This window comes from Bradyrhizobium sp. CCBAU 11430 (assembly GCF_028128855.1).
Lineage (GTDB): Bacteria > Pseudomonadota > Alphaproteobacteria > Rhizobiales > Xanthobacteraceae > Bradyrhizobium > Bradyrhizobium ottawaense.
In genome coordinates this window covers 689,887-701,441 of the sequence record NZ_LBJV01000007.1, presented here as the reverse complement: position 1 = coordinate 701,441, position 11,555 = coordinate 689,887, and the positions used below count along the sequence as shown (strand labels likewise).

General features: G+C 65.6%; 12 protein-coding genes and 1 pseudogene. 4 read left to right on the top strand and 9 right to left on the bottom strand.

The window, feature by feature from the left end; genetic code table 11:
- Nucleotides 1-705: pseudogene (locus XI04_RS08065) on the top strand (hypothetical protein); the annotation flags it as partial.
- Here the strand turns inward: XI04_RS08065 and gmk are convergent.
- From gmk to XI04_RS08020, 9 genes are all read right to left on the bottom strand, one after another.
- Nucleotides 638-1,297 carry a guanylate kinase gene (gene gmk, locus XI04_RS08060; RefSeq protein WP_028145020.1) on the bottom strand — a complete coding sequence of 220 codons (660 nt, stop codon included), beginning with the start codon at nt 1,295-1,297 and terminating at the stop codon, nt 638-640. The pseudogene XI04_RS08065 and the gene gmk sit on opposite strands and share 68 nt — an antisense overlap.
- A 3-nt stretch (nt 1,298-1,300) precedes the next feature.
- Nucleotides 1,301-2,188, bottom strand: coding sequence for a YicC/YloC family endoribonuclease (locus XI04_RS08055; protein ID WP_038946510.1), 888 nt, complete (start codon nt 2,186-2,188; stop codon nt 1,301-1,303).
- A gap of 115 nt (nt 2,189-2,303) precedes the next feature.
- Nucleotides 2,304-3,578, bottom strand: coding sequence for an endolytic transglycosylase MltG (gene mltG / locus XI04_RS08050; protein ID WP_028145022.1), 1,275 nt, complete (start codon nt 3,576-3,578; stop codon nt 2,304-2,306).
- Nucleotides 3,579-3,703: 125 nt separating this feature from the next.
- Entirely contained in the window at nt 3,704-4,969 is a 1,266-nt protein-coding gene (gene fabF / locus XI04_RS08045) for a beta-ketoacyl-ACP synthase II (RefSeq protein WP_028145023.1), read from the bottom strand.
- 107 nt (nt 4,970-5,076) lie between these two features.
- Complete coding sequence (locus XI04_RS08040; protein WP_008130699.1) at nt 5,077-5,316, bottom strand: acyl carrier protein; 240 nt, start codon at nt 5,314-5,316, stop codon at nt 5,077-5,079.
- A 313-nt stretch (nt 5,317-5,629) separates the two neighbouring features.
- A complete protein-coding gene (gene fabG / locus XI04_RS08035; protein WP_028145024.1) occupies nt 5,630-6,367 on the bottom strand; it encodes a 3-oxoacyl-[acyl-carrier-protein] reductase in 738 nt (245 codons plus the stop codon).
- Nucleotides 6,368-6,468: 101 nt separating this feature from the next.
- A complete protein-coding gene (gene fabD / locus XI04_RS08030; RefSeq protein WP_095424749.1) occupies nt 6,469-7,428 on the bottom strand; it encodes an ACP S-malonyltransferase in 960 nt (319 codons plus the stop codon).
- A gap of 173 nt (nt 7,429-7,601) precedes the next feature.
- Nucleotides 7,602-8,627 (bottom strand): fatty acid desaturase family protein, encoded by a 1,026-nt coding sequence (locus XI04_RS08025; RefSeq protein WP_095424741.1) that lies wholly within the window; start codon nt 8,625-8,627, stop codon nt 7,602-7,604.
- A 3-nt stretch (nt 8,628-8,630) separates the two neighbouring features.
- Nucleotides 8,631-9,335 (bottom strand): TetR/AcrR family transcriptional regulator C-terminal domain-containing protein, encoded by a 705-nt coding sequence (locus XI04_RS08020; RefSeq protein WP_095424748.1) that lies wholly within the window; start codon nt 9,333-9,335, stop codon nt 8,631-8,633.
- Nucleotides 9,336-9,670: 335 nt separating this feature from the next.
- On the opposite strand from XI04_RS08020, the gene rpsF reads away from it, so the two are divergent.
- From rpsF to XI04_RS08005, 3 genes are all read left to right on the top strand, one after another.
- Nucleotides 9,671-10,180, top strand: a complete 510-nt coding sequence (rpsF, locus tag XI04_RS08015; RefSeq protein ID WP_028145028.1) for a 30S ribosomal protein S6 — start codon at nt 9,671-9,673, stop codon at nt 10,178-10,180.
- 5 nt (nt 10,181-10,185) lie between these two features.
- Nucleotides 10,186-10,425: a 30S ribosomal protein S18 gene (gene rpsR / locus XI04_RS08010; protein ID WP_007592020.1), complete on the top strand. Its 240-nt coding sequence runs from the start codon at nt 10,186-10,188 to the stop codon at nt 10,423-10,425.
- Nucleotides 10,426-10,556: 131 nt separating this feature from the next.
- The gene (locus XI04_RS08005) at nt 10,557-11,543 is read left to right on the top strand and encodes a membrane protein (RefSeq protein ID WP_028145029.1); all 987 of its coding nucleotides are present in this window, start codon (nt 10,557-10,559) and stop codon (nt 11,541-11,543) included.
- Nucleotides 11,544-11,555: the final 12 nt, after the last annotated feature.

The window sequence follows — 11,555 nt, the reverse complement described above, 5'->3', positions numbered from 1 at the left end:
CCGGCCCCCGTTGCGGCCACCGCGCCGGCGGGCGCGAAGCCGGCAAAGCCTCCCGCGCCGATGGCCCTGGCCGGCGCAGACGGCTCCGCCGACAAGCCGGCCGGCTCGGTGCAGATGCTGCTGCTCGTGATCGGCGGCGCGCTGGCGCTCGCCGGCATCCTCGCCAGCATCATCTACCGCTTCGCCGGCGGACGCCTCCGCGTCCAGGCCGCCGACCGCCGCGGACGTTGGGACGATTGGACGCCGCAGGACCATGACGCAAGCCGCGCGCCCTGGCTCGGTGCGGAGCCGGCCGTCACGCCGCGCGCACAGCAGGGCCCCGTCGACTTCGATGAAGTTCGGCCGCCGCAGACCGCGCAAATCGCCGCCTTCACCAGGGAGATCGGCAGGATCGCGGCGCAATCCGCGTCCATTCGCAACAAGGCCGCCGAGCTCGACAAGGCCGACATCTTCAACGGAAAGTTCGAGATCGAGGCATCGGCGCCCCGGCTCGCGGTCAAAGATACGGCCGACGAAGAGCCCGTCGATCGCCATGAAGATGCTCAGGTAGATGCGCAGGCTGGGGAAGCCGTCGACGTCGACGTGATCACCGCGATGCTGGAACGGCTGGCGAAGCAAGGGCCGCGGCTGCCGCAGCCTAGCCCTGAAGCTGAGCTTGCAGAGCTCGTACGAAACCAACGAGGCCAATCCGCCGCTCGCGCTTGAGGCGCTCGGCCTTCAGGATCGACTGCACCTCGGCAAACGCCTCGTCGACGTCGTGGTTGATCACGATGTAGTCGTACTCGGCCCAGTGACTCATCTCGTGGCTGGCCCGGCTCATGCGCTTGCGGATCACCTCGTCGGAATCCTGCGCGCGCGAATGCAGGCGCTTTTCGAGATCCGCCGCCGAGGGCGGCAGGATGAAGACGCTGACGACGTCGGCGCGGGCTTTTTCGCGCAGCTGCTGCGTGCCTTGCCAGTCGATGTCGAACAGCACGTCCTGCCCGGACGATAGCGCGGCTTCGACGGGGCTGCGCGGCGTACCGTAGCTGTTGTCGAACACGGTGGCCCATTCCAGCAGCTCATCGCCCTTCACCATCGCCTCGAAGCGGGGCTTGTCGACGAACAGATAATCCTTGCCGTTGACCTCGCCCGGCCGCATCGGCCGCGTGGTCGCGGATACCGACATTTTCAGGCCGGACATGCGGTCGATCAAAAGACGCGACAGCGTCGTCTTGCCCGCGCCCGAGGGCGAGGACAGCACGAACATCAATCCGCGCCGCTCGACACCGTCAGTTCCGTGACCGCCGCTCGTCATCGATCACTCCAGATTCTGGACCTGCTCGCGGAACTGCTCGACCACGTTCTTCATGGCGAGGCCCGTATTGGTCAGCTCGATGTCGTTCGACTTCGAGCAGCAGGTGTTGACCTCGCGGTGAAACTCCTGCGCGAGGAAGTCGAGCTTGCGGCCGATCGGGCCACCCTTGCCGATCAGCTCGCGCGCCTGCGCGATGTGGGAAGCAATGCGGTCGAGCTCCTCGCGGATGTCGGCCCGGGTGGCGATCAGGATCGCCTCCTGCATCAGGCGGTCGGAATCGAAACGGTCGGAGGTGTCGAGCAGGCTCGCGATCTGTTCGGCGAGCCTGGCCTTGATCGCCTCCGGCTTGCGGCCGGGCGCGGCTTCCGCCCTCTTCGCCAATTGCTCGACCTCGTCGACCCGCTGGGTCAGGATCTGCCCGAGCGACGAGCCCTCGCGCTTGCGCATCTCGACGAGATCGGCGAGCGCCTTGTCGAAAGCCTCGGCGGCGGCGATCCGCGCGGCCTTGTCCTCCTCCTCCTCGCCCTCGGGCTCGGCAACCTCGACGACGCCCTTGATGGCGAGCAGGCCGTCGATGCTCGGCGCCACCGCGTCGACCTTGCCGGCGATCATGGCGGCGGCCTTCAGCACGGCGTTGAGCACGTCCTCGTTGACGCGGACAGAGGCTGCGGCATTGGCGCGCTTGACGGTGAGATTGGCGTAGACGGTGCCGCGCGACAGCAGCTCGCCGGCGCGTTTCTTGGCGTGGGCCTCGAGCTCGTCGAACCCCTGCGGCAGCCGCACCCTGAGGTCAAAGCCCTTGGCGTTGACCGACTTCAATTCCCATTCGAAGGTGTACGGCCCGCTAGCGCCGTGGCATCTCGCAAAGCCGGTCATGGACGACAGCGCCATCAGGTCAAATTCTCCAGAAACACGGGATTCGCGAGGCATCAAGCCACGCGAAACTTAAGACTATTTTGCAGGAAAGTGGAATCCGCAAAGTCCCGCAAGCAGGTCTGCAACGCGCCTAGCGCTGGACCACCGGCGGCGAGGGCTGCACCGCGCCCTGCCGCGCCGGTGCTGGAGCGGCGGGGCGTGCCGCCGGCGGCTTTTTCTGCTGGTTGGGCCGGGCCGGCGTGGTCGCCGTCGGTGTATCGGCAGCTCCGGGTGCGACGGCGGCGGGCGGCGGCGCATCCTCGGCCGGCTCCACCGTGTCGTTCTGGATCTGCTTTTCCATGGCGCGGAGCTTGGCGACGTTCTTCTGATGGGCGTCGTAAGTCTCGGTGAAGGCGTGCCCGCCGGTGCCGTCGGCGACGAAGAAGAGGTCGCGGGTGCGGGCCGGATTGGCGGCGGCCTCCAGCGAGGCGCGGCCGGGGTTGGCGATCGGACCCGGCGGCAGGCCCTCGATCACATAGGTGTTGTAGGGCGAGGGCTGCGTGATCTCGCTGCGCTTGATCGGGCGGCCCAGCGTGCCCTTGCCGCCGACGAGGCCATAGATGATGGTCGGATCCGACTGCAGCTTGATCCGCTGCTTCAGCCGGTTGGTGAACACCGCGGCGACACGGCTGCGCTCGTCGGGCTTTCCGGTTTCTTTCTCGACGATGGAGGCGAGCGTCACCAGCTGCTCCGGCGTCTTGACCGGAATGTCCTGATTGCGGCGCTCCCAGATCTCGGCGAGCACGCGTTTGTGCGCCTGCTGCATGCGCTGGACCACCTGATCACGCGGGGTGCCGCGCGGGAATTTGTAGGTCTCGGGCAGCAGCGTGCCCTCGCGCGGCAGCTCGCGCACGCTGCCGGTGAAGATGTCGTTGTCGGACAGGCGCGCCACGATCTGCTCGGAGGTCAGACCCTCCGGAATCGTGACGGCATGCTGCACCACCTTGCCCTCGACGATGGTGGCGATGACGTCGCGCAGCGATGCGTTCTTCTGGAACGAATATTCACCCGGCTTGAGGTCCGAGCTCGCCTTCAACGCGGCAACGCTGGCGATGAACACCCACGGGTTGATGTCGGTCACGCCTTCCCGGTTCAGCGTCTCGGCGATGTCGCGCTTGCCCGCACGCTGGGGGATGTTGACGATCTTGTCATCCTTGAGCGGCCCGGGCGCCTCGAGCACTTGCCGGCCGTAATAATAGATGCCGCCGGCGCCGAGCATGGCGATCAGCAGGAGGGTGATGATGGCGTTGCCGACGACCACGAAAGGATTGCGCGCACGGTCCGATCGCTTCGGCGGCGGCGGGACCTGCTCGGGCTCGAGCGCTGCCCGCGGACTCCGGGGCGAAATGGGCGGCCTTTCACTCATCGAAACAACCTGAATCCTGCCGGTTCAATCGCGGCCCGACAATCGCTTGCCCTGCCAAATGCACGCGCCCACTTCCATGACTATCGCCGAATACGGCAAAACGGTGGATTCGTCTCAAACTTAAACTAACTGGCGAGGCGCCGGACGATCACCGACGCATTGGTACCGCCAAAACCAAACGAGTTCGACAGGGCGACGTTGACCTCACGCTTCTTCGCCGTATGCGGCACGAGATCGATCGCAGTCTCCACCGACGGATTGTCGAGGTTGATCGTCGGCGGCACGACATTATCGCGAATCGCGAGAATGGCGAAGATCGCCTCGATCGCACCGGCCGCGCCGAGGAGATGACCCGTCGACGATTTGGTCGAGGACATCGCAACCTTGGAGGCGGCATTGCCAAGCAGACGCTCGACGGCGCCGAGCTCGATCTCGTCGCCGAGCGGCGTCGAGGTGCCGTGCGCGTTGATGTAGTCGAGATCGGAGGCGGTCAGGCCGGCGCGCTTGAGCGCGGCAGACATGCTGCGGAAGCCGCCATCGCCGTCGGGCGACGGCGAGGTAATGTGATAGGCATCACCCGAAAGACCGTAGCCGATCACCTCGGCATAGATCCTGGCGCCACGGCGCCTGGCGTGCTCGAGCTCCTCGAGCACCAGGACTCCGGCGCCCTCGCCCATCACGAAACCGTCGCGGTCCTTGTCGTAGGGACGCGAGGCCTTTTCGGGTGTCTCGTTGAAACCGGTCGACAGCGCGCGCGCGGCGTTGAAGCCGGCAATGCCGATGCGGCTGATCGGCGATTCCGCGCCGCCAGCGACCATCACATCGGCATCGCCGAGCGCAATCAGCCGGGCGGCATCGCCGACGGCGTGTGCGCCGGTCGAGCAGGCTGTGACCACCGAATGGTTCGGTCCCTTCAGTCCATGCGCGATCGAGACGTAGCCGGAAGCCAGATTGATCAGGCGGCCCGGAATGAAGAACGGCGACACCCGGCGCGGTCCGCGCTCCTTGAGCAGGATCGCGGTCTCGGCAATGCCGTTGAGGCCGCCGATGCCCGACCCGATCATGGTGCCGGTTGCGCATTTGTCCTCTTCGGTCTCGGGATGCCAGTTGGCGTCGTCGAGCGCCTGGCCGGCTGCGGCCATGCCGAAGATGATGAAGTCGTCGACCTTGCGCTGGTCCTTCGGCTCCATCCACTTGTCGGGATTGAAGGTGTCGTTGGTGCCGTCGCCGCGCACGACCGTGCAAGCGTATTTGGTCTGAAGATCGGAGACATCGAAGCTCTCGATCCTGCGCGCACCGCTCTCGCCGTTGAGGATGCGCTTCCAGGTCGGTTCGACCCCGCAGCCGAGTGGCGACACCATGCCGAGACCAGTGACGACAACCCGCCTCATATCCGAAAACTCCGCATCGAAAGATTGACGGCCAATAACAAGAAACCGGCTGACCGCTGGGAAGCGGCCCGTCCGGTTTCAATGTTGTCCCCGCGAAATGAAGAGCCTTAGCTCTTCGCGTTCTTCTCGAGAAACTTCGTGGCGTCGCCGACGGTGAGAATCGTTTCCGCAGCGTCGTCCGGAATCTCGCAACCGAATTCTTCTTCGAACGCCATCACCAGCTCGACGGTGTCCAGACTGTCGGCGCCGAGGTCGTCGATGAAGCTCGCGGCGTCGACAACCTTCTCGGGTTCAACACCAAGGTGTTCGACCACGATCTTCTTAACCCGTTCGCCAATGTCACTCATTGCATAACCTCGTGTTGTTCCCTGTAGACCCGACCCCCCGGGACGATACGAGCCGTCGTGGTCGTGTTACTTGCCTTCGCTTACGAACTTTGATTTGGCCCCATCCTAACCGATACAGGGCCCGGCGAACGACGGCCAAGGCTCCGCATCGCCAATATACAGGGTTTCAAAAACCTGCAATGGCGTTCTTTGCCCATCCGTTGAGCGTCCGGTTATCATACTTCAATTGCCTTGACTACAAGCCTCATTTCCCTCCGGAAACGGCCGTTTGCCGCATCCCCACAGCCCATGTGGGCAGTGCGGAACGAACGCTTCAGATCATGGCCATGCCGCCGTTGACGTGAATGGTCTGGCCGGTGACGTAGGCTGCTTCGTTCGAACTGAGGTAGACGGCCGCCGCCGCGATATCCTCGGGCGTTCCCAGGCGGGCGGCCGGAACCTTGGTCAGAATCGTTTCGCGCTGCTTGTCGTTGAGCGCATCGGTCATCGGCGTCTTGATGAAGCCCGGCGCGATGCAGTTGGCGGTGACGCCGCGCTTGGCGTATTCGGCCCCCAGCGTCTTGATCATGCCGATCAGGCCCGCCTTCGACGCCGTGTAATTGCCCTGCCCGGGATTGCCGGTGACGCCGACCACCGAGGTGATGGCGACGATGCGGCCGAAGCGCTTGCGCATCATCAGCTTGGTGGCGGCGCGCGCCAGGCGGAAGGTCGAAGTCAGATTGATGTTGATGACCTCCTCCCAATCCTCGTCCCGGAGCTGCACGAAGAGATTGTCGCGGGTGATGCCGGCATTGGCGATGAGGATGTCGACCTGGCCCATTGCCGCTTCCGCAGCGGGCACCAGCGCCTCGACCTCGTCGGCCTTGGAAAGATTACAGGGCAACACAAAGGTGCGCTCGCCGAGCTTGCCGGCAAGCTCATCCAGCACCTCCTTGCGCGTTCCTGATATCGCAACGGTCGCACCCTGCGCGTGCAGCGCCTGCGCGATCGCGCCGCCGATGCCGCCGGTCGCGCCGGTGACGAGCGCCTTTTTACCAGTCAGATCGAACATCGAAAAACTCCTCCAAAGCACGATCCGGAAAAGTGCGCAGCGGTTTCCGAAAGATCGTGCGTAAACTGAAAAACTCAAGCGCGATGAGCAATCATCGCGCTTTAGCCCTGCTTGGCAGCGGCCAATGCATCCTTGGCGGCGGCAATGTCGTTCGGGCCACCGACTGAGACGCCGACGGCGCCGTCCGCGATGCGCTTGACGAGACCCGACAGGACCTTGCCGGCGCCGATCTCGAAGAACCGCGTGACGCCCTGCCCTGCCATATAGGCAACCGACTCGCGCCAGCGCACGGTGCCGGTGACCTGCTCGACCAGGCGGCGACGAATCTCGTCGGGATCGGTGATGGCGCTCGCCAGCACGTTCGACACCAGCGGCGCGGCCGGGGCCTTGATCGTGACCTTCGACAGCGCTTCTGCCATGGCGTCGGCAGCGGGCTGCATCAGCTTGCAATGGAACGGGGCGGACACCGGCAGCAGCATCGCGCGCTTGGCGCCCTTGGCCTTGGCGATCTCGACGGCGCGATCGACCGCGGCCTTGTCGCCCGAGACGACAACCTGCCCGCCGCCATTGTCGTTGGCGGCCTGGCAGACCTGCCCCTGCGCCGCCTCCTTGGCGACCTCGATGGCCGCCTCGTAGTCGAGACCGAGCAGCGCGGCCATCGCGCCGGCGCCTACCGGGACGGCCTTTTGCATTGCGAGACCGCGGGTGCGAAGCAGGCGGGCGGTGTCTGAGACCGTCAGGCTGCCGGCCGCGGCCAGCGCCGAATATTCACCGAGCGAGTGGCCGGCGACGAAGGCTGCATCTCGTCCCACGGAAAATCCCGCCTCAGCCTCCAGCACGCGCAGGGTGGCGACAGACACCGCCATCAGCGCCGGCTGGGCGTTTTCGGTGAGCTGGAGGGTTTCGGCCGGACCATCCCAGATGATCGCTGTCAGCTTCTCCCCTAGCGCGGCGTCGACCTCGTCGAACACGACGCGCGCCACCGGAAAGGCATCGGCCAGGGCCTTGCCCATGCCGACCGCCTGGGAACCCTGCCCAGGAAATGTGAATGCAGCCGTCATCGGCGCTCCCTGCTTGTCGGACACGATCCCTGCGAGAACCGGCAGCCGATTACGCACGGCGTTAGGCCATGGTTCCGGATCGTGCTCCAAAGGGGGCCGTAGACACTGTCCGGGGCCGGACTGTCAAGCCGAGATGGGAACTCCGAGCAGCACTCAACTGGGGATGCGCCCCCTCAAAACCCACCGGCGGTCTGGTTGGCGTCGACCTCCGCTCCGGCCCGCGCACGGCGCGCGCTGCTCGCCAACTGCCCCGGCCGATCCTCCCTGTCAGGCTTTGCGGTCGCCAGCCGCAACACCGCCGCGTAGTTCGGCTGCACCTCCATGCGGCCGGCGTGCCGGCTCTCGCTCAGCAGGCGATGGACCTTCGGCAGATTGTAACAGGGCACGTAGAACAGCAGATGATGCTCGAGGTGATAGTTGACGTAGTACGGCGCGATGAACAGGCGCTCGAGAACATTGGCATGCGTGGTGCGGGTGTTGCGCAGGGGATCGCTGCTGTCGGGGACGACGGCATGCTCTGCAATGTTGCGGATGCGGGTGATGACCATCATCCAGGTCAGGAGCGGCACCAGCCAGAGCAGCGGATAGGCCCACCATACGCCGGCCGCCGCGAGCGCTGCGAACATCGCGGCGTTGAGGAGGCATTGCGGGCCGAGCTTGTCCCAGAAATGCGCCAGACGCTGCCGCCACGGCCAGTCCTTCGGCCCGAGCGCATTGAGCAGCTGCGCCTTGCGCTGCTGGTAGCCGGTCTGCCCGGTGATGTCGCGAATGAACTTGCGGCGATAGCTGAGCTTGGTGATCGGAAACGGCGCCGACAGCACGAGATCGGGATCATCCTCCTGCTGGGTGCGCGCATGGTGCTGAAGGTGGTAACGCCGGTAGCTGCGCGTCTCAGCAAACAGCGGATAGGCGCAGAACCACTGGCTCAGGGCCAGATTGGTTTTCTCATCAGTGGACAGGCAGCCATGTGCGCCATCATGCATCAGGATCGCGAGGCCCAGCTGGCGCGAGCCGATGATTGCGACGGCGAGGACATAGGTGACCGGATTGGGCCACCACGCGACCAAGGCGATCGCGCCAATGATCAGCGCCCAGGCGTGCGCGATCAGCGCAACACCTTTCCAGGTCACACGCTCTCGCACGTCGGCAAGCTGGTCGTCGGTCAGGAAATCGCGGGCACGCATGCGAAGCGCGGTCATGGCCTAGCCTTCCTCGTTCGAATTGCTTGATGCCTCGCGCCCCTCGACGAGACGCAGGCGCGCCGTGTCATCCGATTTCGCCTGCTCGCCGAGCACGCGCAGCATCTCGGCGCAGAGCGCCTCGGGCGAACGGCCCATGGCGTAGCCTTCGAGAATGACGCCGATGGCGACGGCCCAGAACCGCCGCGAGCTTTCGTCGGGCGCGCGCAGCGAGCGCCAGCCGTGCCGCGCCACCTGGCTTGCATAGGCGCGCGCGCCTTCGCCGTGCAGGCGCTCGATCGTGCGCTCGACCAGCGGTGCGAGATCCTGGCGGCGCCGCGTCAATGTCAGCGCCTCGGCAAAGAAAGCCACTGAATCGCTCGCCGTCACGGTCTCCGCGAGCGCATGCGTGTAGTCCCGTGGCGTGCGCGCCTTCAGCGCCGCCTGCTCGGTCGCACGCGCCAGATACAGCAGCTCGCGGCAAGCGCATTCGACGAACAGCGCCTCCTTGGTGCGGAAGTAGTAGGTGATCTGGCTCGGGAATGCGTCCGCGGCGGCCGCGATGTCGGTGATCGCCGTGCCCGAAAGTCCCCGCTCCCGGAACAGGGGGCTTGCCGCATCCAGCAGCAGCGAGCGCATCTTGCGCCCCGCCGACCGTGTGGCCCGCGTAGCGTGCTTCGGATCGCTTGCCGACGCCTCAAACGGAGTCTGGATCGATTCACCCGCCATCAGCACCTCCCGATCCATTATTTGTATGACATACAAACAAATAGGTCAAGCCGGCACGGGAGCGTGGGTTTGGCCCCCTGCCAGCACCGCCCGGCCGGAAACGGGGCACTCCAACCTTGCCAAGTCAGCCAAAATCCGTATAAGGCGCGCATCCGCAGACCCCGGCCGGGAGCTGAACGGACGGTCTCAGCAAGTCATTCGTGATTTTGGTGTGGCAGGGCCAGTCGGCCCGTCGTCCCGTGTTTCCGCCTTCTGAGCTTAATCCCAGAGTCCTTTCCGAAGGCCTCTTAAGGGCTTGACGCCGGGCGATGCGCCAACATGAGGAAAGGACCACCATGGCTCTTTATGAGCATGTCTTTCTCGCGCGTCAGGACGCGAGCACGCAGCAGGTCGAAGAACTGACTGCGCAGATGACCGGTATCGTCGAGGGTCTCGGCGGCAAGGTCACCAAGACCGAGAATTGGGGCGTACGCTCCCTCACCTACCGCATGAACAAGAACCGCAAGGCGCACTTCGTTCTGCTCAACATCGACGCGCCGTCCGCGGCGATCGCCGAGATCGAGCGCCAGGAGCGCATCAGCGAAGACGTGATCCGCTATCTCAGCGTCCGCGTCGAGGAACTCGAGGAAGGCCCGTCCGCGATGATGCGCAAGGCCGACCGTGACCGTGAGCGTGACGACCGCGGCGGCGGCTTCCGTGGTGACCGCGAAGGCGGTGGCTTCCGCGGCGACCGCGAGGGTGGTTTCCGTGGTGGCGATCGTGACGGTGGTGGCTTCCGCGGTGACCGCGGCCCGCGCCGTCCGCGCGAAGAAGCTGAAACCACCACCACGACGGACGGGGAGTAAGAACAATGGCTGAAGCTGGTGCACGCCGCCCATTTTTCCGTCGTCGCAAGAGCTGTCCGTTCACGGGCGCCAACGCTCCCAAGATCGACTACAAGGACTCCAAGCTGCTGATGCGTTACGTCTCCGAGCGCGGCAAGATCGTGCCGAGCCGCATCACCGCGGTGTCCGCAAAGAAGCAGCGTGAGCTCGCCCGCGCCATCAAGCGCGCGCGGTTCCTGGGCCTGTTGCCCTACGTCATTCGCTGATACGACCAATTCGACCGGCGGCGCCAAGCCGCCGGTCGCGACTTTTCTGAACTCATAAGGCTTCCGGGTCGTCCGGTCGCCGATGGTTGGGGCGAGATGCCTCTAACCGCTCGAAGGGAGCGGGACAGCTGATGATGGCCTTTGTGCTGATAGCCCTGATCGCCGGCGCTGCGTCGGCCCTGATGTTCGCCTCGATCATTTCGGGCGCGCTGATCTCGCTCGTCCTGTTCTATCTCGCACCGCTGCCGCTGATGGTCGCCGCGATCGGCTGGGGACCGCTTTGCGCAAGCCTCGGCGGCATCGCCGCCGCGATCGGCCTCGGTGCCCTGTTCGGCCTGCCCTATTGCATCGCATTCGCCGTCACCGTCGCGCTGCCGGCCTGGTGGCTCGGCCATCTCGTGCTGCTCAGCCGTCCTGTGGGAAAGGTTGCCGTGGGACATGCCGCGCCAGACGGCGCCGCGCCCGCCGAACCTGACCTCGAATGGTATCCGGTCGGCCGCATCCTGCTGTGGCTCGCCGGCTTCGCCACGCTGACTACGATCGCCGCCCTGCTCACGCTCGGGACCGACGCCGAGACCATCATCGGCACGCTGCGGCGCGGCCTGATGCGCCTCCTCCGGGCCACCGACCCGCAAAGCTCCGGCGAAGCCGGCCAGTTCGTCGACGCGCTGGTGCGGATCGCACCAGCCGCGGCGACCATCATCGCGATGATGACACTGACGCTCAACCTCTGGCTCAGCGCCAAGATCACGGCGACCTCGGGCCGGCTGCGGCGCCCGTGGCCGGACATGATGACGGCGGAGCTGCCGCCGATGACGCTGGTGGCGCTCTGCATCGCGCTCGCCTTCTGCTTCACCGGCGGGCTGCTCGCGATCGCGGCACAGATCACCGCGGCCGCGCTGATGATGGGCTATGCGCTGACCGGCTTTGCGGTGCTGCATACGCTCACGCTGACGCTGAAGAGCCGCACCTTCTGGCTCGGCTCAACCTACGCCGTCGTGGTCGTGTTCGGATGGCCCGTGATCGCGATGGTGATCCTCGGACTTGCGGATGCCGTGTTCGGCTTCCGCGAACGCTTCCTGCGCAGCCGGCAACCGCCGCCGCTGCCGACCCCTTGAGTTCAACCCCGA

Coding starts and splice junctions, on each gene's coding strand:
- mltG (WP_028145022.1), bottom strand. CDS start 3,578: ATGAGTGAAAGGCCGCCCATTTCGCCCCGGAGTCCGCGGGCAGCGCTC.
- XI04_RS08005 (WP_028145029.1), top strand. CDS start 10,557: ATGATGGCCTTTGTGCTGATAGCCCTGATCGCCGGCGCTGCGTCGGCC.
- XI04_RS08040 (WP_008130699.1), bottom strand. CDS start 5,316: ATGAGTGACATTGGCGAACGGGTTAAGAAGATCGTGGTCGAACACCTT.
- rpsF (WP_028145028.1), top strand. CDS start 9,671: ATGGCTCTTTATGAGCATGTCTTTCTCGCGCGTCAGGACGCGAGCACG.
- gmk (WP_028145020.1), bottom strand. CDS start 1,297: ATGACGAGCGGCGGTCACGGAACTGACGGTGTCGAGCGGCGCGGATTG.
- rpsR (WP_007592020.1), top strand. CDS start 10,186: ATGGCTGAAGCTGGTGCACGCCGCCCATTTTTCCGTCGTCGCAAGAGC.
- fabD (WP_095424749.1), bottom strand. CDS start 7,428: ATGACGGCTGCATTCACATTTCCTGGGCAGGGTTCCCAGGCGGTCGGC.
- XI04_RS08020 (WP_095424748.1), bottom strand. CDS start 9,335: ATGGCGGGTGAATCGATCCAGACTCCGTTTGAGGCGTCGGCAAGCGAT.
- XI04_RS08055 (WP_038946510.1), bottom strand. CDS start 2,188: ATGGCGCTGTCGTCCATGACCGGCTTTGCGAGATGCCACGGCGCTAGC.
- XI04_RS08025 (WP_095424741.1), bottom strand. CDS start 8,627: ATGACCGCGCTTCGCATGCGTGCCCGCGATTTCCTGACCGACGACCAG.
- fabF (WP_028145023.1), bottom strand. CDS start 4,969: ATGAGGCGGGTTGTCGTCACTGGTCTCGGCATGGTGTCGCCACTCGGC.
- fabG (WP_028145024.1), bottom strand. CDS start 6,367: ATGTTCGATCTGACTGGTAAAAAGGCGCTCGTCACCGGCGCGACCGGC.